The 24,109-nt window shown below is 67.7% G+C and carries 17 protein-coding genes; 14 read left to right on the forward strand and 3 right to left on the reverse strand.

The window, feature by feature from the left end; genetic code table 11:
* The first annotated feature begins 40 nt into the window (after positions 1 to 40).
* From NQ034_RS07455 to NQ034_RS07465, 3 genes are all read left to right on the forward strand, one after another.
* Complete coding sequence (locus NQ034_RS07455) at positions 41 to 1,651, forward strand: class I adenylate-forming enzyme family protein (protein ID WP_257048009.1); 1,611 nt, start codon at positions 41 to 43, stop codon at positions 1,649 to 1,651.
* Positions 1,648 to 2,997: a beta-ketoacyl-[acyl-carrier-protein] synthase family protein gene (locus tag NQ034_RS07460; protein ID WP_257048010.1), complete on the forward strand. Its 1,350-nt coding sequence runs from the start codon at positions 1,648 to 1,650 to the stop codon at positions 2,995 to 2,997. The genes NQ034_RS07455 and NQ034_RS07460 overlap by 4 nt, the downstream gene beginning before the upstream one ends.
* Positions 2,998 to 3,065: 68 nt before the next feature.
* On the forward strand, positions 3,066 to 4,295 hold the full coding sequence (locus tag NQ034_RS07465; protein ID WP_257048011.1) for an acyl-CoA dehydrogenase family protein: 1,230 nt from the start codon (positions 3,066 to 3,068) through the stop codon (positions 4,293 to 4,295).
* A gap of 18 nt (positions 4,296 to 4,313) precedes the next feature.
* Here the strand turns inward: NQ034_RS07465 and NQ034_RS07470 are convergent, their stop codons facing one another.
* From NQ034_RS07470 to kynU, 3 genes are all read right to left on the reverse strand, one after another.
* Positions 4,314 to 5,966, reverse strand: coding sequence for a flavin-containing monooxygenase (locus NQ034_RS07470; RefSeq protein ID WP_257048012.1), 1,653 nt, complete (start codon positions 5,964 to 5,966; stop codon positions 4,314 to 4,316).
* A 95-nt stretch (positions 5,967 to 6,061) separates the two neighbouring features.
* The gene (locus NQ034_RS07475; protein WP_257048013.1) at positions 6,062 to 6,637 is read right to left on the reverse strand and encodes a hypothetical protein; all 576 of its coding nucleotides are present in this window, start codon (positions 6,635 to 6,637) and stop codon (positions 6,062 to 6,064) included.
* 130 nt (positions 6,638 to 6,767) lie between these two features.
* Complete coding sequence (gene kynU / locus NQ034_RS07480) at positions 6,768 to 7,916, reverse strand: kynureninase (protein WP_306428166.1); 1,149 nt, start codon at positions 7,914 to 7,916, stop codon at positions 6,768 to 6,770.
* Between the two features lie 287 nt (positions 7,917 to 8,203).
* Between kynU and NQ034_RS07485 the strand changes: the two genes are divergently transcribed.
* The 11 genes from NQ034_RS07485 to NQ034_RS07535 all read left to right on the forward strand — a co-directional run bounded on the left by NQ034_RS07485 (position 8,204) and on the right by NQ034_RS07535 (position 23,955).
* Entirely contained in the window at positions 8,204 to 9,475 is a 1,272-nt protein-coding gene (locus tag NQ034_RS07485; RefSeq protein WP_257048015.1) for a M20 family metallopeptidase, read from the forward strand.
* Positions 9,476 to 9,772: 297 nt separating this feature from the next.
* Positions 9,773 to 11,440: an L-lactate permease gene (locus NQ034_RS07490; RefSeq protein WP_257048017.1), complete on the forward strand. Its 1,668-nt coding sequence runs from the start codon at positions 9,773 to 9,775 to the stop codon at positions 11,438 to 11,440.
* 161 nt (positions 11,441 to 11,601) lie between these two features.
* Entirely contained in the window at positions 11,602 to 12,504 is a 903-nt protein-coding gene (locus NQ034_RS07495) for an HpcH/HpaI aldolase/citrate lyase family protein (protein ID WP_257048018.1), read from the forward strand.
* Positions 12,505 to 12,586: 82 nt separating this feature from the next.
* Complete coding sequence (locus NQ034_RS07500) at positions 12,587 to 13,255, forward strand: peptide deformylase (RefSeq protein ID WP_306428161.1); 669 nt, start codon at positions 12,587 to 12,589, stop codon at positions 13,253 to 13,255.
* Between the two features lie 118 nt (positions 13,256 to 13,373).
* Complete coding sequence (locus tag NQ034_RS07505) at positions 13,374 to 14,870, forward strand: amino acid permease (protein ID WP_257048019.1); 1,497 nt, start codon at positions 13,374 to 13,376, stop codon at positions 14,868 to 14,870.
* 127 nt (positions 14,871 to 14,997) lie between these two features.
* On the forward strand, positions 14,998 to 15,519 hold the full coding sequence (gene msrA / locus NQ034_RS07510) for a peptide-methionine (S)-S-oxide reductase MsrA (RefSeq protein ID WP_257048020.1): 522 nt from the start codon (positions 14,998 to 15,000) through the stop codon (positions 15,517 to 15,519).
* 76 nt (positions 15,520 to 15,595) lie between these two features.
* Positions 15,596 to 16,147 carry a nitroreductase family protein gene (locus NQ034_RS07515; RefSeq protein ID WP_306428169.1) on the forward strand — a complete coding sequence of 184 codons (552 nt, stop codon included), beginning with the start codon at positions 15,596 to 15,598 and terminating at the stop codon, positions 16,145 to 16,147.
* A 59-nt stretch (positions 16,148 to 16,206) separates the two neighbouring features.
* Positions 16,207 to 17,481, forward strand: coding sequence for an MFS transporter (locus NQ034_RS07520; RefSeq protein ID WP_257048022.1), 1,275 nt, complete (start codon positions 16,207 to 16,209; stop codon positions 17,479 to 17,481).
* Between the two features lie 185 nt (positions 17,482 to 17,666).
* Positions 17,667 to 19,007 (forward strand): glycoside hydrolase family 10-like protein, encoded by a 1,341-nt coding sequence (locus NQ034_RS07525; protein WP_257048023.1) that lies wholly within the window; start codon positions 17,667 to 17,669, stop codon positions 19,005 to 19,007.
* 83 nt (positions 19,008 to 19,090) lie between these two features.
* Positions 19,091 to 23,014: an efflux RND transporter permease subunit gene (locus NQ034_RS07530; RefSeq protein WP_257048024.1), complete on the forward strand. Its 3,924-nt coding sequence runs from the start codon at positions 19,091 to 19,093 to the stop codon at positions 23,012 to 23,014.
* A complete protein-coding gene (locus NQ034_RS07535; protein ID WP_257048025.1) occupies positions 23,011 to 23,955 on the forward strand; it encodes a CPBP family intramembrane glutamic endopeptidase in 945 nt (314 codons plus the stop codon). Before NQ034_RS07530 ends, NQ034_RS07535 begins: the two co-directional genes overlap by 4 nt.
* Positions 23,956 to 24,109 lie beyond the last annotated feature (154 nt).

Consider the following 24,109-nt stretch of genomic DNA (forward strand, 5'->3'; position numbering starts at 1 on the left):
TGGTGTGACGCAGGTCAGTGCCGGGTGGTTGACTAGAGATATGCCCATTACGCGCAAAATCCTCGAAGTCGCAGACAGCACCCCCGATCTGCCCGCCATCGTCGGCCCTGCCCCAGGCGAGTCCCTGAGCTATGCGCAGCTCGTGACCGATTCCGCGCACATGTTCAAATCCGTGTCCATGCTGCATGCCGAACAGTCTGATCCCCCTGCCCCCGCTCCGGAAACCGGCGGCATCCCCATCACCGCCGTCAGCCTCAAATCCGCCTACCACTCCGCGCGCATCGTCGCGGGTCTGGCCGGCTTCCGCGCGGTCTCGGCAACGGTGGACCCGCGCTGGCCCATGGAGCACCAGGTCCACGTCATCACCTCGACGGGAATCGGCCTGGTCATCACGGACAGCCCCGACCTGCCCGCGGCCCTGGCCAACGCCGGATGGACCGGCACTGCGATCAGCCTCAAGGAATTCCACTCCCACGAATCCCAGTGGGTCGACGGATTCGACGACCTGGCCCAGCCCACGGTGCGCGACGGCGCCGAGCCCTTCCTCATGCTCTTCTCCTCCGGCACCACCTCGGCGCCCAAGGCCTTCCTGAAGACCAGAGAACAGTATCGCAACAACTTCGCCGTGTCCTCGGCGTATCTGGAACCGGACCCACAGGTGCAGACCCTGGCACCCGGTCCCATGTCCTACAGCCTGACGCTCTACGCGCTGATCGAATGCCTGGCCTCGGGCGGCAGCATCCACGTGGCCGACGAATTCGCACCGATCGAAATCGGCACGCGGATCGCCCAGGAGAAGATCTCCCGGATCGTCGCAGTCCCCGCCGTGGTCCAGGGCCTGGCCGCCGCCGCTCTGCGCGACCCTGAGCGCTTCACCAGCGTCAACCTCATGGTGGTGGGCGGGGCGAACCTGTCCGCCCGCACCCGCGACCTGGTGGGCGCAGTGCTGCCCGACGCCCGCCTCGTCAGCTATTACGGCGCTGCCGAACTGGGCTTCATCGGTGACTCCCGCGACGGCGACGGCACGCTCATCAGCATCTACGACGGCATCAAGGTGCAGATCCGCGATCCCAAACTGGCCCTGAGCGACGGCCCCGCAGCGGTCCTGCCGGACGGGGAACTGGGCGAGATCTGGATCTCCGGCGGCGCCGTGTCCGACGGCTACGTCTCCTCGACCAGCTCCGAACACCTGCGCGACGCCGCCGGCTGGGGCACCGTGCACGATATGGGCCGGATCGTCGACGGCAAGATCAGCCTGGCCGGGCGCGCCGGCGACATCATCGCCACCGGCGGCCACAAGGTGTCCCTGCCGGAAGTCGAGCGGGCCTTCGAAACCCTGGCAGGCCTCAACACAGTGTGCGCGGTCGCCCTGCCGAGTGAGTCCCTGGGTCAGATCGTGGCCCTGGCGATCGAGGAACGCGTGTCCCACTCCAAGGTCGGCAAGTCCTCGACCTTCCCCTCGAAGTCCGAGCTCATCATGCACGCGCGCGCCAACCTGGCCCCGCAGTTCGTACCGCGCCGCTGGTACAAGATCGACAAACTGCCGCGCACCGTGGGCGGCAAGATCCGCCGCGGCGCCACCGCCGAACTCATCGTGCTGGCCGAATCCGGCGGCCACGATGCCGACCAGCTGGGGGTGCAGCGGATTTGAGCGAACTCCGCGAAGTCGTCGTCACGGGCCTGGGGGCCATCACCCCCTCGGGCACGACCCCCGGTGCACTGTGGGACGCCGTGCGCTCCGGCCGCAGCGCGATCACCCGTCTGGACGACGATCCGGAATTCGCGGATCTGGCCGTGCGGATCGGCGGCCGGGTCACCGGCTTCGACGCCGAGGCCGTGCTCACCCGCCAGCAGGCCCGCCGGGTGGACGCCGTGGTCGCCTGGGCCGTGGCCGCCGGTGACCAGGCCCTGGCACAGGCCCTTTCGCGGGCCCTGGGCCCGGGCGATCGCCTGAGCTCGAAAGCGTCGGACGGCGCCGCCGAGGCCCCGTCCGGGTATGCGCCGCTGGGCCCCAAACCAGCCCTGGACCTGCCCTGGGACCCACCGCGCATCCAGGTCACGGTGGGCACCGGCTCCGGCCCCGTACGCGCCATGCAACAGGCCACCCGACTCCTCGACGCCGAAGGCCCGCGCCGCGTGCCGCTGAGCCTGGCAATGCACGGCGCCCCCGATTCCGCCGCCGCCGTCATCAGCCAGCGCCACGGAATCCAGGGCCCGGCGGACTCGGTCAGTGCCACCTGCGCATCGGGAACGGTGGCCCTGGGCCGGGCGCTGCGCACCATCCGCCACGGCTACGCCGACGCTGTGCTGGTCGTGGGCATGGAGGACTGCCTGGGCCCGGTCAACCTGTCATCGAACGCGAACCTGCGGGCCCTGGCCAGCGGCTGCGAGGACGACCCCGCCGCCGCCAGCCGGCCCTTCGCCGCAAACCGCCGGGGCTTCGTCATGAGCCAGGGAGCTGCCGCAATCCTGGTGGAATCCGCCTCATCCGCAGCCTCCCGCGGCGCCCGCGCCCTGGCCCGGATCACCGGCTTCGGCGACAGCTCGGACGCCTTCCACCCGACGGCCCCGCACCCCGACGGCCGGGGTGCGGCCCAGGCGATGCACCGTGCCCTCGCCGATGCCGGCCTGGCACCCGCGGCAATCGGGCACATCAACGCGCACGGGACCTCGACCGCGGCCGGGGACTCCGCAGAACTGGCCGCCGTGACCACCGTGTTCGGGACAGATGCACCGCCGATCAGCGCGACCAAGTCCTCGACCGGCCATCTGCTGGGCGCCGGCGGCGTGGTCGAGGCGATCATCGCCATCGCCACCCTGGAAGACCAGCTGCTGCCGCCGACGATCAACCTGGCCAAGCCCGATCCCGCCTTCGCGGATTTCGACCTGGTCACCGCGGCCCGGCGCGTCGAGCACCTGGACCATGTGCTGTCGAACTCCTTCGGCTTCGGCGGGCACAACGCCTCGCTCGTGGTCTCGCGAATGCAGCCTGAGTGAGAGTGCAGCGTGAGCGAACCCCGACCGCCACATCCCCGATCAAACCCCTCAACAGTGAAGGAAACGCCATGACCGACCGCGAAGCCCGCCACGCGGAACTCGCCGAAACCTACCTGCCCGACGAGCTGCTGGAGACCCTGCGCTCGCGCGCTGCGGACTACGACGCGCAGAACACCTTCTTCTTCGCCGACCTGGACGACCTGCGGGCCCAGGGCTATCTGACCCTGTTCGTGCCGGAGGAATTCGGCGGTCCCGGCCTGAGCCTCAACCAGGTGGCGCGCCTGCAGACCCGCCTGGCCACCGCCGCGCCCGGCACCGCCCTGGCCATCAACATGCACCTCATGTGCACGGGCGTGGCCCATGCGCTGCGGGCCCGCGGCGATCACTCCCTGGACTGGGTGCTGCAGGATGCGGCCGCCGGCGAGGTCTTCGCCTTCGGCATCAGCGAACCGGCCAACGACTGGGTGCTCCAGGGCGCCAATACGCGCGCAGTCCCCATCACCGAAGGCCCGGACGAAGGCGGCTATGCGCTGTCGGGCGTGAAGATCTTCACCTCGCTGTCGCCGGCCTGGACACGGCTGATCGTCCATGCGACCGACGACTCCAGCCCGGACGATCCGCGCTTGGTCTACGGCTTCCTGGACCGCCCCGGAGCGCTGGGCGGCAAGCTGTCCGGCACCGCGGACTCCCTGCCGGGTGTGACGACCTCGGACGATTGGGACGTGTTGGGTATGCGCGCCTCGCAGTCGCGCGCCACCATCCTCGACGGCGCCGTGATGCGCCCCGACCGGATCGCGCGGACCATGGAGCCGGGACAGGCCGCCGCCAAGGACCTGCTGGTCTTCGGGATCACCGTGAACTTCCAACTGCTCATCGCCTCGGTCTACGCCGGGGTGGCCCGCCGCGGCCTGGAACTGGGCGCGGCGGCGCTGCGCCGTCGCAAGTCCGCCAAGGGCGGCACCACTCTGGCCGAGGTCGGGGAATGGCGGGTGCGCCTGGCCGATGCCGCGATGGCCCAGATGCCGGTGAATGCGCAGATCGATGCCTATACGCGCGACTTCGACGAACTGACCGACCACGGGGCGGGCTGGCCGCAGCGCCTGCTGACCGCGCGGATCAACGCCGGCACCCAGGCCCGCCGGGCCACGGAGACCGCGCTGATCTTGGGCGGTGGCGCCTCGTTCAACGCCTCCGGCGAGGCCGCGCGCCTGTACCGGGACGCCGCAGCCGGGATCTTCCACCCGGCCCCGGAGGATTCGGCCCGCGCGCTCTTCGCCGCAGCCTGGCTCGACGACTGAGCGCTGAACTCTGCCGGCTCAGTCGGCAGCGGCTCGGGCCCTGCGCGCCCGCACCCGCGCCGGCCCCAGCCGCAGATGGGGTTCGGCCGTGGGATCCCCGCGCAGGATCCGCCTGTCGTCCGTGTAGTCCTCGGGCACTGACCACGGGAATTCCAGCCCGGCCCGCGGCATCAGATCCTGTGCCCGCTGCACATAGCCGGCGGCGAAGGTGTTCATCGGGGTCAACTCGGCACCTGCGGTCGGCGCATCGGGCACCGCTACATCGGCCCCGCGTTCGTCCATCGCCGCCAACAGGCGCAGCCAATAGCGGCACAGCGGCCCCAGCTTGAGCGTCCACGAATTGTTCAAATACCCCATGGCGAACAAGAAGTTCGGCACCCCGCTGAGCATGCAGCCGCGGTAGACGACGGTTGCGGGCAGATCCACGTCCTGCCCGTCGACGCTCATCCGGATCCCGCCGAACTGCAGGAGTTCGAGTCCGGTCGCCGTGATGATGATGTCGGCCGGCAACACCCTCCCGGAGGATAGCCGGATGCCCTCGGGGACGAAGGTCTCGATCGTGTCGGTGACGACATCGGCGGCGCCGGCGCTGATCGCCTGGAACATATCGGCGCCCGGCACGAAGCACAGCCGTTGCTCCCACGGGTTGTAATCGGGGCTGAAGTGCTCATCGATCGGATAGTCATCCGGCAGGGCCTCGGCATTGGCCGCGCGGATATAGGCGCGCATCTCATCTGGATGGTCCTGGGCGTTGCGCCACACCATGCGCTGGGTGACGATGTGCCGGTAGCGCGTCGCCTTGGCAGCCAGCGGCGCGGGCAGCCAGCGCTGCAGGCGGACGTCGGCGGGGTCCTCGGTCATGGTCGGCAGGACGAAGGCGGGGGAGCGCTGCAGCATCGTCACGTGCGCGGCCGCCCCGGCGCGCTCGCCCGCAGCACCACCGTCCGTGCCCACCGTGCTCGCACCCGTCGGGCCGGTGGCACCTGCCGGGCCCGTGGCACCTGCCGCAGCTGCGTCATCCCCGGCCGAGGCCTCGGCCCCGGTATCCGCGCTGTAGCCGGCCAGGGCGGGTACCAGGGTGACGGCGGTGGCGCCGCTGCCGATCACCACGACCCGCTTGTCCGCGTAGTCCAAGTCCTCCGGCCAGTCCTGCGGATGGACGATGGTGCCGGAGAAATCGTCCTGGCCGTTGAAGACCGGCGTGTGCCCGCGGTCGTGGTCGTAGTAGCCGGAGGCGCTGACGAACCAGCGGGCGGTGACCGTGATGGTCTGCCCGGCGCGTTCGGCGGTGATGGTCCAGCGCGCGCTTTCGGAATCCCAGTCGGCCGCCAGCACCTTGGTGTTGTAGACGATGTGCTCGTCGATGCCGTATTCGGCGGCGGTGTCGCGGATGTAGCTGCGGATCAGCCCGCCGGCGGCGATCGCATTGGACCGGCTCCAGGGCCGGAACTCGTAGCCGAAGGTGAACAGGTCGGAATCCGAGCGGATGCCGGGATAGCGGAATTTGTCCCAGGTTCCCCCGGATTCCGCCCGTGCCTCGAGGATCAGGAAGTCGTCTTGGGGGCGCTCACGGGTCAGATAGCAGGCAGTGCCGATCCCGGACAGGCCGGCGCCGACGATGAGGACGTCGACGGAAACGGGGATGGGGACAACGTCATTGTTGTGAGTCATCTCACGATTGTATCCGGTGTTCGGGGGCCGCCGCCCGGCCGGACCGGGCTGGACCGGGCTGGGCCATACCGGCCCGGCCCGGGCGGCGGCTGCGCTCAGTCCTTGTACTCCACCGGAGTGCGCGGGGTGTACTCCGAGCGGTCGGTGTCCACGGTCAGGGTGACGGAGGAGTCCCGGTTGGGCACGCAGAAGCCGATGGTCTTCGACTTCTTCTCCCCGGGCTCCATCGGGTCGATGTCCTGCAGCCCGTTGATCTTGTGGTCCTCATCGTGGGTGTCGGTCACCTCGGTGGCGGTGTCGTCGAGCCCATCGGAGTTCTCGTAGGTCAGGCTGTAGGTCGTGTCCTCGGCCGCATCGTAATCATCGTCCGTGTCGTTGACATAGGTCAGCTTGTACAGGCGGACCGGATCGCCGGTATGGCAGTCATCGGCCTTGCCCTTCTTGTGCAGCTTCTCGGTGCCGTTCGTCTTCACCGTCAGTTTGAGCCCATCGTCGAATTCGACCGTGTCGCCGAACTTCGCCTTGTGGTCATCGCCGCGCGAGACCGTGGGTGCGGGGGTCAGGTCGTCTCCGGTCTTCGTCGGTGAGGTGCCGGTACCGCAACCGGATAGGACGAGTGCCAGGAGGCCCGTGGCGGCGAGGGGGAGGACTGACAGAGCGGACTTCTTCAAACCGGCTGACTCCTGATAGCAGATGATACGCAGATGGGGTTCGATACAGAACTGTATTTCAATACAGAAGTGTATCGAACCCCGAGTGCTAAGCGGAATCCCGGGTTCGCCGGGTGGTCTGGCCGGCGCCTCAGGTGACGGCGCCGCGCCTGCGGTACTCCGGGGTGTCCCACAGCTTGTCGTCGAGCACCTCGCGCAGCACCTCCACCGCGTCCCAGACATCCGCATAGCTCAGGTATAGCGGAGTGAAGCCGAAACGCAGCACCTCGGGCTCGCGGTAGTCCCCGATCACCCCACGGGCGATCAGAGCCTGCATGACGGCGAAGCCCTCCGGATGCGCGATGCTCACCTGGCTGCCGCGTTCGGCGTGCGCCTCCGGGGTGACCAGGGTCAGCGGATGGTCGGCCAGGCGCTCGCGGACCAGGCGGATGAACAGGTCCGTCATCGCCAGGGACTTCTCCCGTACAGCCGCGATGTCCGAGTCGGCGGCGATGTCCAGTCCCAGCTCGGCCACCGACATGGACAGCATCCCCTGCGTTCCAGTCAGATACCGCCTGACGTCATCGGCCGGGGTGTACTCCGGGGACATTGCGAACGGCGCATTATGACCCCACCAGCCGGACAGCGGTTGGGAGAACCTGCCCACGTGCTCCGGGGAGACCCACAGGAACGCGGGTGATCCCGGGCCGCCGTTGAGGTACTTGTAGGTGCATCCGACGGCGAAGTCGGCGCCGTCTGCGCGCAGGGCGATCGGCAGGGCCCCGGCCGAATGGCACAGGTCCCACACCGTCAACGCACCGGCTGCGTGCGCGGCTCGGCTCACCTCGGCCATCGGGAACAGCCTTCCGGTGCGGTAGTTGACGTGCGTGAGCACGATGAGTGCCGCGTCCTCGGGAACCGGGCGGGAACCGTCGCCCCAGGCCACGACCTCGGCGTCGTCGACCAGTTCGACCCGGTAGGGCGCGGCGCCCGCGGGCACCGACTCCCAGGTGTCCAGCTCGGGAGTGCCCGCCGCCCGGCCCTGGTTGAGCTGCTCGGCCAGGCCGGTCAGGATGTAGATATCGGAGGGGAAGTTCTCGCGCTGGGTGTAGATGGTGCGCTTCTCCGGGTGGTCGGCCGCCTGGATCTTCAGCGCAGCCGCCGAGGTCTTGAACAGGTTGACCGAGGTCGTGTCCGTGACCACGGCCGTCCCCTCGGCCCCGCCCAGGAGTCCGGCCACCTTGTCGCCCAGGCGCGCGGGCAGTTCGAACCAGCCGGCGTCGTTCCAGGAGCGGATCAGGCCGGTGCCCCATTCCCCCCCCGATCACCCGGCGCGCCACCTCGAGTGCGCCGGCTGGCTTGGGTCCCAGGGAGTTCCCGTCCAGGTAGATGACCCCGGCCGGCAGCTCGAAGGCGTTCCGTACGCCCGCCAGCGGGTCCACCGCGTCGAGGGCCAGCATGTCCGCACGGGTCAATGGCGTGTTGTTCATCAGAGTCCTTTCGCGTGTCTCACCTCACTCTAAGCGGTCGGTACGATTGTGCTGGGGCCGTCCACGGCCCGATACCGCATACCTTGAGAGGACAACCGTGTCTGTCAGCCCGGAGACCACCAGCAATCCCAATCCGATCGCCCAGTACGCGGCCGCGGAGTCCGCCGCGGGCGCTGCACTCAAGGAGACCGCCCGCACCGCAGCGGAAGCGCTGCGCGAGGCGACCGTGGCCCTGAGCCATGCGATCCACGCGGAGCCGGAGACCGCCTACCAGGAGTTCAAGACGGCGGATAAGCTCGTGGCCTTCATCGAGGGCCAGGGCTTCACCGTCGAGCGCGGCATCGCGGACCTGGACACCGCCTTCACGGCGACCAAGGGCAGCGGCGAACTGGTCATCGGCATCTGCTCCGAGATGGACGCCCTGCCGGAGGTGGGCCACGCCTGCGCGCACAATATGATCGGCTCCTCCGGCGTGCTGGCGGCGGCGGTCCTGGGCGACATGGCCGATGAACTGGGGATCACCGTCAAGCTGTACGGCACCCCGGCGGAGGAACTGGGCGCCGGCAAGGTCTTCATGCTCGAGCGCGGGGCCTTCGACGGAGTGCACGCGGCGATGATGGTCCACCCCGGCACCGACGAGGAGTCCCGCCACTTCACGCGCGCCATCAACGACTACGAGGTCCTCTACCACGGCAAGACCGCGCATTCGGCCGGTGCGCCGTGGAACGGCATCAACGCCGGCGACGCCGTGACGGTGGCGCAGGTTGCGATCGGCCTGCTGCGCCAGCACCTGCGCCCCGGCAATCTGCTCCACGGCATCGTGACGAAGGCGGGCGAGGCCCCCAATATCGTCCCCGGCGAGTCCAGCATGTACTACAACGGTCGGGCCAATACGATGGAGGAGCTCGAGGAGCTCAAGCTGCGCCTGTTCAAGTGCTTCGAGGCCGGGGCCACGGCCACCGGCTGCTCGTTCGAGATCAAGGAGGACTGGCCGGCGTACTCGGAGTTCCGCAATGACTACCCCTTCTCCGCGACCTATCAGCGTAATGCCGAGGCCCTGGGGCGGACCTTCGACAATGCCGATGAGGCGTACCTGAAGGAGAAGGCCGGCTCGACGGACATGGCGAACATCTCGCTGCTCATCCCGACGATCCACCCCTCGGTGCGCTTGAACGCCGGCGGGGCGGGCAATCACCAGCCGGAGTTCGCCGCCTACACCGTGACCGAGGAAGCCGACGAGGCGATGTGGGAGTCCGGACTGGCGATGGCCTGGACCGCGATCGATCTGGCTCTGGATCCGCAGCAGCGCGAGCGCCTGCTGTCGACCCGGATCGACCACACGACGGAAACCGGAGTAGCCCACAGCTGACCGATTCCATACATTCGGGTTCCACCACCCGGGGAATTCCACGATAAGGGAAGTGCGCGTTATTCTCGAAAACTCGTGGGATACCCCGGGTATTTATCTTGTATCTATGCATAACCCCAGGTCAGGATGGTTGCGAAATGGGATGTGAGCGTTCGCACTAGCTCTCGGTTAAGTGTTTCATGTGTTTTGGTTGTATTGTCGCTTAACGTTTTAGTCGGATATCGGCGACCCCGGTATCCCACCGCGTCGGTGCGGCACATCCGCACATATGGACACATGAGGACATAGGAGTCACGTATGCACACATTCGCCCCGGAGGTGGCGCCCGTCGGAGACAGTCTGTTTCTGTCCGCCCTGGTCGGCATCATCCCCCTGCTGGTCTTCTTCGTCATGCTCGCCGTCTTCCGCACGCGCGCGCAGACCGCCGGCGCCGCGGCACTGGTCGTGGCCATCGTGGTCGCGATCTTCGGCTTCAAGATGCCGGCCGATTTCGCCCTGCTCTCGGCCACGCAGGGTGCGGCCTTCGGCCTGGTCCCCATCCTCTACATCGTCATCATGGCGATCTGGCTCTACGGCCTGACGGTGCGCTCCGGCCGGTTCGAGGACCTGCGCTCGATCTTCGACCTGGTGGGCCACGGCGACATCCGCGTCCAGGCGATCCTCATCGCCTTCTGCTTCGGTGGCCTGCTCGAGGCCCTGGCCGGCTTCGGCGCCCCGGTGGCGATCACCGCCACCATGCTCATGGCCCTGGGCGTCAAGCCCCTGAAGGCGGCTACCACCGTGTTGGTCGCCAACACCGCTCCCGTGGCCTTCGGTGCGATCGCCACCCCGATCACCACGGCAGCCCAGCTGTCGGGTCTGCACGCCGAACACATCGGTGCGATTGTCGGACGCCAGTCCCCGCTGCTGGCCTGGTTCATCCCGTTCCTCCTGCTGTTCCTGCTCGATGGCATCAAGGGCATCAAGCAGCTGTGGCCGTTGACCCTGGTCGTCGGCGTGTGCTTCTCCGTGGCCCAGTACTTCTGTGCGAACCACTTCTCCTATGAACTGACCGATATCGTCGCGGCCCTGGTCGGCATGGCCGTGGCCGTGATCTTCATGATGTTCTTCAAACCCAAGGGCGCAGACGAGGCCCGCGAGCGCATGGGCATCGAGAAGCCGAAGGCCGCCGAGAAGCTCTCCGGCGCGCGGATCTGGCTGGCCCTGTTCCCCTATATCCTGCTGGTCGTCGTGTTCGGCGTGGCCAAGCTGGTGCCGGCAGTGGCCGCGGGTCTGAAGGCCACCGATGCGCATATCCCGTGGCCGGGTCTGGCCAAGGGGCTGGTGGATGCCGACGGCAATCCGTTGAAGTCCGGTGTGTTCGAACTTCCGTGGCTGTCCTCTCCGGGTTTCCTGCTGTTGCTCACCGGTGTGATCGTCACGATCGTGTACTCCGTGTGCAGCTCCGGAGATAGGTTCACCCTGACGCCTGCCGAGGGTGTCAAGGAGCTGGGTACGACCATTGTGAAGATGGGCGGGGCGATCCTGACGATCGTGCTGGTGCTGGCGCTGGCCTATGTCATGAATTTCTCCGGTCAGACGAAGTCGGTTGGCGTGTTCCTGGCCCAGACCGGTCCGATGTTCGCGCTGCTCTCGCCGGTCCTGGGCTGGATCGGCACTGCGGTGACGGGTTCGGATACCTCGGCCAATGCGCTGTTCGCCTCGCTGCAGAACACCGCGGCGACCGGTGCGGGGATTGATCCGAACCTGACGGTGTCCGCGAACACCACCGGCGGCGTGGTCGGCAAGCTGATCAGCCCGCAGAATCTGGCGATCGCCGCGACCGCGGTGAACCTGCCGGGGCAGGAGGCGACGATTCTGCGCAAGGTGCTGGGCTGGTCGGTCGGCCTGTTGGCGCTGCTGTGCATCATCGTCTACCTCCAGTCGACCCCGGTGCTGGGCTGGATGATCTCAGGGCTGAACTGAGGGGCTGAGACGGACCGCCCCGCGGGCGCACCTCCTGTCGTAGGCTGGGCGTGCGGGGCCATCGACCATCCGGTGGGAAGCCACCCGGTCGGCGGCCCCGCGGGCTATCACGCGACACCCTGAAACACGATGAAGTGGAAACACAATGAAGGAGGACGCCTGTGAGCTTCCGATTCCGTCCCGCCTGGCTGTTCGTCCCCGGCGACCGTCCCGACCGTTATGCGAAGGCCGCCGACCGCTCCGATGTCACCATCATCGACCTCGAGGATGCGGTGGCGCCGGCCGATAAGCCCGTCGCCCGTACCGCCCTGCGCGAGGCCGTGGCCGCGGAGACGCAGGCCGCGCTGGCTGCGCAGGCCTCGGGTGAGAAGCAGAAGGCGGCCGTCACCGCAGCCGGCCTGGTCTACCCGGCCGGCTGTCTGTCGCCCGAGCGCACCGTGATCAGGGTCAATGCGCGTGACACCGAGTTCTTCGCCGCAGACGCGCAGCTGTTGGAGGAACTGCCCTATACGCACGTGATGCTGCCGAAGACGGAATCTCCGGCGGATGTGCGCGCGCTGGCGGACTACCAGGTGGTGGCGATGATCGAAACGGCCGCAGGCACCCTGCGCGCGGCCGAGATCGCGGCCGAACCGAACGTCATCGCCCTGTTCTGGGGTTCGGAGGACCTGGTCGCGGGACTGGGCGGGACCTCGAGCCGGGGACCCGACGGCGGCTATCGCGCGGTGGCCACGCACGTGCGCAGCCACAGCCTGCTGGCGGCCAAGGCCGCCGGCAAGCTGGCGCTCGACTCGATCTGGTCGGACATCGAGGACCTCGACGGTCTGCGCGCGGAGGCCCTGGACGCGGCGGAGTCGGGCTTCGACGCGAAGGTGTCGATCCATCCCGCACATGTGCCGGTGGTGCGCGAGGCCTTCGCACCGACTTCCGCACAGCTGGAGTGGGCGAGGGCGGTGACCGAACTGGCTGCGTCCTCGCAGGGGGCCTTCGCCTATCAGGGCAAGATGATCGATGCGCCCCTGCTCAAGCACGCCGCACGGGTCCTGGAGCGGGCGGGGGAATAGGCACGGCTTCGGCCGGACCGGGTGCCGGGGCGCGTGCCGCCTCGGCACCCGGCGCCGTGGGCTCCTCCTCTATTCTTGAAAGATGATGAGAAGCCGCGACCGCGCCGTGTCCGAACAGATCGAAATCGCCCTGGAGGCCGCGGAGCGCGGCGACGGCACGATTCCCATCGTCGAGGCGGGCGACCCTATCCTGCGCCAGCCCACCGTGCCCTTCGACGGGCAGGTCGACGACGACGTGCTGCTGCAGCTGCTGTTGGCCATGCGCCTGACCGTCAGGTCCGCGCCCGGCGTCGGCCTGGCCTGCCCACAGGTGGGCATCGGCCTGCGCCTGGCAGTGGTCGAGGACCCTGCCACCGTGCCAGAGGAGGTCGCCCGGGTGCGCGAACGCGAACTGCTGCCCTTCACCCCGCTGATCAATCCGGAGTACCGCGACGCCTCAGGAGAGCTTGTCTCCTTCTACGAGGGCTGCCTGTCCGTACCCGGATACCAGGCCGTGGTGCCGCGCCACCGGAAGATCATCCTGTCGGCCCAGGACAATGAGGGCACCGCCTATGAGCGCGAGGTCACCGGCTGGTCGGCGCGGATCGTCCAACACGAAACCGATCACCTCGACGGGATCCTGTACCTGGACCGGGCCGAGATGCGCTCGCTGGCGACGAATGAACAGGTGGCGCGCTGGTGGAACCAACCCGACGCGCAGGCCGCCGCCCGGGCTCTGGGCTTCGAACTGCCGGACACCCCGATCATGTGACCTGGCCTACCCCGGGTGCGGTTCCGTGGGTAGCCTGGGGCATACAATCCTGTCCTACAGACTTTCGGCGTCCGGCTCCCATGGTCGGGCGGCCGCGACCCCATGGAAAGGCTTCCCCATGTCCTCACTGTTTCGCACCAAGACGGTGGAACAGAGCATCGCAGAAACCGAGGAGCCGGAACACGCGCTGAAGAAGAACCTCTCCGCTTTGGACCTGACGGTCTTCGGGGTGGGCGTTACGATCGGCGCCGGTATCTTCGTGCTCACCGGTACGGCCGCCGCGACCAAGGCCGGGCCCGCGCTGGTCCTGTCCTTCGTCATCGCCGGTATCGCCTGTGCCCTGGCGGCCCTGTGCTACGCCGAGCTGGCCTCGACGGTGCCGGTGGCCGGTTCCGCCTACACCTTCGCCTATGCGACCCTGGGCGAGTTCATCGCCTGGATCATCGGCTGGGATCTGATCCTGGAGTTCACCCTGGGTGCGGCCGCGTTGGCCACGTCCTTCAGTCAATACCTGTCGATCGTCCTGGAGAAGACTCCGTTCGCAATACCCGAGGCGATAGCCACGGTCGAGGGCGGGTTCATCAACCTGCCCGCCGGGCTGCTGATCATCGGTTTGATCTTCGTCCTGGTCTCCGGGGTCAAACTCTCCAGCCGGATCAACCTGGTCATCACCGGCCTCAAACTGGTGGTCGTGGCGATCGTCGTCGTCGCAGGCCTGTTCTTCGTCAAGGCGAGCAACTGGGTGCCCTTCATCCCGCCGGCCGAGGCGCCGGCCGCCGCCGAGGGCGGGTTGATGCACCAGCCCATGGTCCAGGCGCTCTTCGGTATGCAGCCCAGCACCTTCGGCGTGGGAGGCATCTTCGCGGGCGCCGCGATCGTGTTCTTCGCCTTCATCGGCTTCGACGTCGTCGCCACCACTGCCGAGGAGGTCAAGAACCCGCAGCGGGATCTGCCGCGCGGCATCCTGGCATCCCTGGCGATCGTCGTATTGCTCTACGTCCTCGTCACCTTCGTCATCACCGGCATGCAGAGCTACAAGGACATCGACGCGGATGGTGGGGCGCCCATGGCGGCGGCCTTCCAGGCCGTCGGGATGGATTCGATGGCCACGATCATCGCGGTCGGCGCCTGCATCGGCCTGATCGTCGTGGCGATGATCCTGTTCATGGGACAGACTCGCGTGGGCTTCGCCATGGCGCGCGACGGCCTGCTGCCCCAGTGGTTCTCGAAAACCGGTGCGAAGGCCAAAACCCCGTACCGCCTGACCATCTGCACCGGCATCATCATCGCCATCGTGGCGGCCTTCGTGCCGCTGTCCACCCTGTCCGAGATGGTCAACATCGGCACCCTGGCCGCCTTCGTTGTCGTGTCGATCGGCGTGGTGGTGCTGCGCCGCACCCGGCCGGATCTGCAGCGTTCCTTCAAAGTCCCGTGGGTTCCCGTCCTGCCGATCCTGTCGGTCATCGCCTGCCTGTACCTCATGATGAACCTGCCCCTGGATACCTGGCTGCGCTTCGTGGTGTGGCTGGTCATCGGCGTCATCGTCTACTTCGCCTGGTCGCGCGGGCACTCCCGTCTGGGGCGCGCGGAGAAGGCTGCGACGGCCGGGAAGTAGCCGAGGCCGGCCGGACTCCAAAGCGATCCCTGCACTCCAAACCCCCTCTGAGGTTTGGAGTGCAGGGATCGCTTTGGAGTTGGGCGGAGGCGGAATAACCGGGCCCGCCAGCGCCGTTGACCTGCACGTGAGAACTCTGACTTTGGCCGCTGGCTGCTTCTGGTGCTTGGACGCCGTCTACCGCAACACGGTGGGCGTGGTGGACGTGGAATCCGGCTACATCGGCGGGACCCTGCCGGACCCGGACTATCGTGCCGTGTGCACGGGGGCCACCGGGCACGCCGAGGCCGTGCGCGTGACCTTCGACGAGGAACAGGTGCCAGAGGACGTCATCCTGGGCGAGTTCTTCACCGGGCACGACCCGACGAGCCTGAACCGGCAGGGCAACGACGTGGGCACGCAGTACAGGTCCGCGATGTTCTATGTAGACGAGGCCCAGCGCGAACACTTCCAGGCCGCGATCGACACATGGCAAGAACTCTACGAGCGCCCCATCGTGACCAGCCTGGAACCGATGAGCACGTTCTACCCTGCCGAGGAATATCACCAGGACTTCTACAACCGCAATCCATTCAACGGCTACTGCACCTTCATCATCGATCCGAAGGTCGCCCAGGCCCGCCGGCAGTGGGCCGACTGGATGAAATGACCCGGCCTGGCCCCGCACTGCTTAGGTCACCCATAATAGAAGTGTGAATATCTTCGAAAACCCCACCCTGGCCACGATGGCCTCCCGGCGTTCGGTGTCCAAGGTCGGACCCGGCGCACCGAGTGACGACGAGCTGCGCGAACTCCTGGCGGCGGTCACCCCGGTGGCCGATCACAAGTCCCTGCGTCCCTGGCGCCTCATCACCCTGCGAGGCGATGAACGCGTCGGCTTGGGCCGGGCACTGGACGCGGCCTCGGGCACGGAGCGGAAAGACGGCGAGGTCAATACCAAGCCCCTGCGCGCCGAGCTGCTGATCGCGGTGGTGGCCCGCCATACGGAGAACCGCAAGGTTCCCGAATGGGAGCAGCACGCGACCGCTGCGGGTGCGGCTCACTTGCTGGAACTTGCCCTGTGGGCCGCCGGCTGGGGCGTGATGTGGCGTACCGGCCTGGCCGCCAACGCCCCCGAAGTCCGCGCCTACCATGGCCTCGCCGAGGATGAACTGCTCATGGGATGGCTCTACGTGGGTACCATCGATCCGAAGTTCAAGCAGAAGCTGGCCGCCTCCAAGCGGAAGCCGCTGGACCCCGATCGGTTCCTGGGCCACCTGCCCGGCAGCGGGAAGTGAGCCCAAAGCCGGCCCGCAGCGACAGACCCCCTCTGCCGCCGCGCCCTCCGAAGGAGCCGTTGCCCCACCAGATCTGGGTGTTGGTGTCCGCGGCGTTCATCGTGGCCTTCGGGTTCGGCTTCGTCGCCCCCGTCCTGCCGCAGTTCGCAGCGTCCTTCGACATGGGCATCATGGCCACGACGGTCGTCGTCAGCGCCTTCGCCCTGTTCCGCCTCGTCATGGCCCCGGCCTCGGGCCGTCTGCTCAACCGCTACGGCGAGCGCACCGTCTACATCGTGGGCATCGGAATCGTCGCGGCCTCCACATACGCCTGCGGGTTCGCGCAGGACTACTGGCAGCTGTTGATCTTCCGTGCCCTGGGCGGGATCGGCTCGTCGATGTTCACGATCTCGGCCACCGCGCTGATCATCCGGCTGGCCCCGCCCGCCGCGCGTGGGCGGGCCACGGGGATGTACGCGACCTCGTTCCTGCTTGGCAATATCGTGGGCCCGGTGGTGGGTGGACTACTGGCCGGGTTCGGCATGCGGGTGCCGTTCTTCGTCTACGGCACCGGCCTGGTGATCGCGGCGGTGATCGTCCGGGTGCGCCTGGGCGATATCGGCGCCAAGCCGCGCCGGCCGCGCGACAGGCGGATCGACGTCGACGCAGTGGCGGCTGCCGAGCAGGCGGCGGAGCGGCGGGAAGAGGCCGCGGCCTCGGCGTCCCTGCCGCCGATGCGCATTCACGAGGCCTGGCGCAATACCGCCTACCGGGCCTCGCTGGTCGGTGGTCTGGCCAATGGCTGGGCCGCGTTGGGGGCGCGGACCTCGCTGTACCCGCTGTTCGTGGTGCAGGTGCTGCATGCGGACCATTCGGCGGCGGGTCTGGCCCTGACGATGTTCGCCATCGGCAACACGGCATCGGTGACGATGGTCGGCCGCTGGTCGGATCGGCACGGGCGCAAGCCCTTCGTTCTGGCGGGTCTGGCTGTGCTGGCCGCCACGACCATCGCGATCGGATTCTCCGGCGTGTTGTGGGTGTTCCTGGCACTGAGCCTGGTGGGCGGGGTGGGCGCCGGGATGCTCAACCCGGCACAGCAGGCTGCCGTGGCCGATGTGGTGGGTTCCAAGCGCGCGGCCGGCCGGGTCATCTCGCGCTTCCAGATGGCCCAGGATGCCGGCTCCATCTTCGGGCCGATCGTCGCCGGCTGGTTGGCCGACACCTTCGGTTATGCAGCGGCCTTCGGCGTCTCCGGCCTGATCGTGGTGGTCGCCCTGCTGGCCTGGGCGCCGGCGCGTGAAACGGCCCCGCAGGTGGTGGGCGAAGCCCCGCCCTCACGTTCCACTACGCCCTGAATTGTTGAAAAATCCCTGTGGGACCGCTCCCAAACGACATTTCATGTCGTAGTGGAACTCTGTCGGGGTGGAGTGGGCGGCGCGCGGGCGACTGGGAATTCATCAGCCGGTGGGTGCCCGGCGGTTAGACTTCCCGTGTGCCCGGGGACTCCTGGCCGGGCCACTTCCCACACAAGGAGACATCAGTGAACCTCGACCGCCGCAGGGCCCTGCGGCTGTTCGGTTCCGCGGGCGTGCTCAGTGCTGCCCTGGGGACCGTTCTGGCCATCCGACCCTCGTCGCTCCAGCCCGCAGAGGCAGCAGGCACCCAGTTCCGGGGGCTGTGGTTGTCGACGGTGGAGAACGTCGACTGGCCCGGGGACACGGGTCTGTCCGTGTCCCGGCAGAAATCGCAGTTGCGTGGCATCCTGGACCGCGCGCAGGCCTACAGGTTCAACGCGATCATCGGCCAGGTGCGACCCAACGCCGATACGTTCTGGCCCTCGAAGCTCGAACCCTGGTCCAAGTGGCTCACAGGCAAGCCGGGGAAGAATCCCGGCTACGACCCGCTGGCCTACCAGATCGACCAGTGCCACAAGCGCGGCCTGGAGTTCCATGCGTGGTTCAATCCGTTCCGGATCTGCTCGAGCGCGGATTTCACAAAGCTGCCGGCATCCCATCCGGGCAAGAAGCACCCGTCGTGGACTGTGCGCTATGCGGGTTCCGTCTATTACAACCCCGGTCTGCCCGAGGTCCGGCGCCACGTCCGCAGCGTCGTCCTGGAGGTCGTGGGCCGCTACAAGATCGACGGGGTCCACTTCGACGACTACTTCTACCCCTATCCCGTGGACGGGAAGAAGTTCGACGACGACAGGGCCTTCAAGAAGTACGGCCGCGGCAAGAGCCGAGGCGCCTGGCGGCGGGCCAACATCACCTCCTTCGTCGCCGACATCCACAGCAGCGTCAAGCGGGTGCGCCCCGGAGTGCGATTCGGCATCAGCCCCTTCGGCATCTGGCGGAACAAGGAGAACGACTCACGTGGGTCGAACACCCACGGCGGCGAGTCCTACAGCGATAACTACGCAGACACCTACACCTGGATCAAAAAGGGGTACGTGGACTACATCGTCCCGCAGCTGTACTGGAAACAGGGCTTCAAAGTGGCCGATTACAACACCCTGGCGCACTGGTGGGCAGGTGTGGTCAAGGGAACGAAGGTGCGTCTTTTCATCGGCCAGGGCGCCTATCGTCTGGGTGAGGAATTCGGGCGCAATGAGCTGGACAACCATCTGGGCTTCGACGCGAAGATCCCGCAGATCACCGGTGAGGTGTTCTTCTCCGCCCACGACATGATGAAGAACAAGTGGAAGGTGTTCTCGCGGATCGCGGCGGGCAAGTGGAAGAGCCGTGCCGTGCCGTGGCCGGCGGTCAAGAAGCCGGCGCCGCCGGCGCGGAAGCCGCAGATGTCCGGCGGGGCGGTGGACATGTCCGGTGGGGTGGTCCAGGGCAGCGGCGGCATGTCCGGCGGCGTGACTCCCACGCACTGAGCGGCTGTAGCCGAAGTCCGTAGGACACGGGGGTGGGGAAACCTGCATGGACCGTGTCAGAGGGTGCCGGTAGCCTTGGGCGCGTGAACCTTCTGACGAAGCTCAGCCTGAAGAACCGTGCACTCATCGCACTGATCTGCGTGTGCGCGGTGCTCTTCGGTGTGATCGCAGCATCGACGTTGAAGAAGGAGCTGTTCCCCAGCTTCGAACTGCCTCAGGCCGTGGTCGTCACCCAGTACCAGGGCGCAGGCCCCGAAGCCGTGGAACGGGAGGTCACCGATCCGCTGGAAACGGCGCTGACCGGTCTGCAGTCGGTCGAACACGTGGATTCCCAGTCCTCGACCGGCTCCTCGCAGATCACGGTGGAGACCAAATACGGCACCGATTCCGACGATGTCGTCCGCGAACTCCAGCGCGCGGTATCCCAGGTACAGTCCCAGCTGCCGGACGGCGTCGAGCCCAATGTCATCAGTGGCGGGATGGGGGACCTCCCAGTCCTGGTCATCTCCGCCAACCCCGCTGCCGCCGAAGGGGACGCCACGGCGGCGGATACGGAACGGCTCGCCGGTGATCTGCGCGATGTCGTCGTCCCGGAACTGAAGAAGGTCGACGGGGTTCGTTCCGCCACGGTATCCGGCGGGCGGACCAAACAAGTCGACATCGTCATCGACAAGGACGATCTCAAAGACGAGGGCGTTTCCGTCGATCAGCTCGCCGCGGTCCTGCAGGCCAACGGGGTACCGACCTCGGCCGGCGACCTGGCCGACGGTAAACAGAATGCGCCGGTCGAAGTGGGCAAGCGCATCACCTCGGTCAAACAGATCCGGAACCTGGTCGTCACCGGCAGCGATGGCCCGGTCAAAGTGTCGAAGGTCGCCGACGTCGCGCTGAAGGATGCGCCGGTGACCAGCGTCTCGCGCACCAACGGCCAGCCCAGTCTGACCCTTTCCGTGACGAAGAAACCGGACGCGAATACTGTGGACGTGGCCCGTGCGGTCGGCGATGCACTGCCCGGCCTGGGCGCCAAGATCGGCAACCCGGACTTCACCACCCTGTTCGACCAGTCGCCGTTCATCGACGAATCGATCAAGGACCTCATGACGGAGGGCGTACTGGGTCTGGTCTTCGCGGTTCTGGTCATCCTGGTCTTCCTGTTCAGTGTGCGCGCCACCGTGATCACCGCGATCTCCATCCCGATGTCGCTGCTCATCACCCTGATCGCGCTGTGGCAGGGCGGGCAGACGCTCAACATGCTCACTCTGGCGGCGCTGACGATCTCGATCGGCCGGGTGGTCGACGATTCGATCGTCGTCATCGAGGCCATCAGACGCAGACAGGCGGCCGGTTCCACCGGCACTACGAAGTTCTCCAACATCCTGGCGGCCGTGGGCGAAGTCGCCGGTGCCATCACCGCTTCGACCCTGACCACGGTGGCGGTGTTCGCTCCGCTCATCTTCGTCTCCGGACAGACCGGCGAGCTCTTCCGCCCCTTCGCCCTGACCGTGACCATCGCACTGCTGAGCTCCCTGCTGGTGGCGCTGACGATCGTGCCAGTGCTGGCCTACTGGTTCCTACGCGCCCGCGAAGCGCGGATCAGGCTCAGCGGGGACCAGAAGAGGGAGATCCGTGCCGAACAGCGCACCGCCGTGGCAATGCTGCGCCGGCATCGTCGTGACGGGCACAGGGGCAGGCATACGGTCGGGGACGGGGAGGCAGAGTCTGCGGCGGCCGGCGAGCCGAGCACACCGGGGGAGGACACCGTGCCGCTGCGCGCGGCCGGCGGTTCCACTGGCGGAGGCGCCGCGGCCAAGGGCCTGCTCGGCGGTGCCGCTGCTGGGACCTTGGCGGCCGAGGCACCCGCTCCTGCCGTGGTAGACGAGCTGGCCGGCCTGCGGGCACCGGCAACCCGCCTGCAGCGCACCTACCTGCCGGTCATCGGCTGGACCACCAAGCACCCGGTCATCACGCTCGTGGCGGCGGTGATCGTCCTGGTCCTGACATTCGCCATGGTGCCCAGGCTCAAAACGGAGCTGTTGGGCGATACCGGTGAGGGCTCGCTGCAGGTCCAACAGACCTTCCCCGCGGGGCTGAGCATCGAACAGGCTGCCGATCGGGCCAAGCCGGTCGAACAGCTGCTCGCCCGCGATCCCGGCATCGAATCCTTCCAGTTCAGCGTGGGCGACGATCAGTTCGGCTTCGGCTCGTCCGGCGGCAGCCTGCTGGGTAGCTATCTGATCAATGTGCGCGAGGACGCGGACCCGGCCGAAGTCGGCGACCGGATTCGCCAGGCCACCGCCAAGCTCGAGGACGCGGGCGAGGTGGCGCTGTTGGACGGCCAGTCCACGGTGGGGGGATCGACGATCGATGTGAACCTTACGGCTAATTCCACCGAGGACCTGCGCAAGGCAGCCGCCGCTTTGACCAAGGCCCTGGACGGCACAGACGGCGTGAGCCAGGTGGAGAACGATCAGGCCGCCACGAAGGAGGTCGTGCGTGTCGACGTCGATCATCGTAAGGCCGCGAAGAAGGGCCTGAGCGAGGCCGCGATCGGTCAGGCGGTGGCCCGCGCGATGGACGGCCAGACGATCGGCAACGTCGTCTTCGACAATGTCACGCACAAGGTGCTGCTGTTCGACGGCCGCGTCACCGACGTGGACGAACTGAAGAACCTCAAGATCACCGTGGCCGGCGGGGCATCCGCCGGCGATGCGGGGGCCTTCGGCGGTGCGGCCCCGCAGGCCGGGGGCCAGGTGGCGCGCGCAGGGGGAACTGTTTCACCTGATCCCACGGCCTCGCAGACCCCCACTCAAACGCCGACGGTCACAGCCACGGCCTCGCCCACAGAGGAGCCGACGACCTCGGCGCCCGGCGATGAGCCCACCGCGACCAAGACCTCGGATCCTGCGCAGCAGCCCACGGACCGGCCCACGGTCCCGGGCCAGCCGACCCAGCCCACCGCTCCGGGACCGGGGCAGGAGATCCCCGGGGGCGGGCAGATGCCGAATGTGCAGGTGCCCGGCGGCTATCCGCAGATACCGGGCGGGCAGTACCCCGCCGGCCAGATGCCCACGGGCCAGGTGCCCGGCCAGATGCCCGGGGGCTACCCGTCCTCCGCCTCGGCACAGCCCAAGGCCAAGACCGTCAAACTCAAGGACGTGGCGAAGGTGCGCACAGTGTCCACCCCGCCGGTCATCTCGCACTCCGACGGGCTGCGTTCGGCCAAGGTCAGCGTCACCCCGTCCGGTGACGATCTGGGCGCGGCCAGTGCCGCAGTGCAGAAGGTCGTCGACCAGACGCATCTGCCCTCGGGCGTGAGCGCGGACATGGGCGGCGCGACCCAGGAGCAGACCGACGCCTTCTCCCAGCTGGGACTGGCGATGTTGGCTGCGATCCTCATCGTCTTCGTCATCCTGGTCGCGACCTTCAAATCTCTGGCCCAGCCCTTCATCCTGCTGGTGTCCATTCCGTTCGCCGCCACCGGATCGATCGGGCTACTGTTGGCCACCGGAACGCCCCTGGGGCTGACCGGGATGATCGGCATGCTCATGCTCATCGGCATCGTCGTGACCAATGCGATCGTACTCATCGACTTGATCAACCACTTCCGCGCCCACGGGGTGGGACTGCGCGAGGCCGTGGTCCAGGGCGCTCGGCTGCGCTACCGTCCCATCATCATGACGGCGCTCGCGACGATCTTCGCGCTGACCCCCATGGCCCTGGGCCTGACCGGCGGCGGCGTGTTCATCTCCCGGCCCCTGGCGATCGTGGTGATCGGCGGCCTGGTGTCCTCCACACTGTTGACCCTGGTCCTGGTCCCCGTGCTCTACCTGCTGCTGGAAGGGACGAAGGAACGTCGACGTGATCGGCGCGAGGCCAGGGAAACCGCACGTGCCCGGGTCCTGGACCAGGTCGAGGCCGGCGGTCCGGCCCCGGTTGGGCCGGCTGGGCCGGACGGTGGCGGTGCTGCCGGGGACCTCGGCACCGACCGACCGGAGCAGGGGGAATGAGTACGCCCCGGGCAGCCGGGCAGCGCTACGGTCTCCAGCTCGCGCTCGTCGCACTGCTGTCGCTGGGTAAATCAGCGGTTTACGCCGTCGTGGATCTGGCCGATACGCTCAGCCGCGGTCCCCTGGCCGATGCACAGGCACAGCTGAACACCTCGGCGTCCGCGCGGCCCTGGTTCGATCTGCTCTATCAGCTGCTGGGCATCGGCTTCACGCTGGTGCCGGTGGTCCTGGCCCTGTACTTCATGAGCCTGGACCGGCTGCCGGGGCGCGATGGTTCGCAATCCGGTCAGCCGCACCCCGGTGCTTCGCAGCCGGGAACCGTGCGGCCCGGAACTCTGCGTGCGGTGTGTGCGCGGATCGGGTTCGATGCGCGCCGGCCCGGCGGGGACCTCGCGCGCGGAGCCCTGCTGTTCATCGTGATCGGTGTGGGCACCCTGGGGGTGTACTTCCTCGGACGGTCGTTGGGCGTTACCGCGGAGATCCAGACGAACAACCTCGGAGCGCACTGGTGGACGGTTCCGGTTCTGATCCTCGCTGCGGTGAAGAATGGCGTGCTCGAAGAGGTTCTGCTCCTGGGATTCTGCGTGGACCGGCTGCGCCGGATGGGGGCGGGCCCGTGGGTGGTCGTCCTGGTCCTGGCGGTGTTTCGCGCCAGCTACCACCTATATCAGGGGATCGGGCCCTTCGTGGGAAATGTTGCGATGGGCGTGATCTTCGGCTGGTTGTACCTGCGGAAACTGCGGGCCGTCGAGGCGATTGCCGGCCCTGATGCAGCCGACTCCGAGGCAGCTGCAGGTTCCTCGGGTGCGGGTGGCGCCGGTGCCGCGGTGGGAGTCCCGACGGGCTGGGGCCGGGTCATGCCCTTTGTCGTGGCCCACACCCTCATCGACGCTGCGGGCTTCCTGGCGCCGGGCATCCTGGCCGCGGTCGATCCGCGCTGATCCCGGTGCGGGCGGGAAGCCGCCCGGTCCAGGGGGGTGTCCCTATGTTCTTTGTCAAGCGATTCGGTAGATTTTTCCCGGAATCCGCTTGACTCAGTTTGGGGCGTGCTGGGGTGACCGGTTGACCGTGTAGTTCGTCGTCACGGTGCCACCA

The sequence above is a fragment of the Brevibacterium moorei genome, assembly GCF_024580735.1.
In the GTDB taxonomy this organism is placed as follows: Bacteria; Actinomycetota; Actinomycetes; order Actinomycetales; family Brevibacteriaceae; genus Brevibacterium; species Brevibacterium moorei.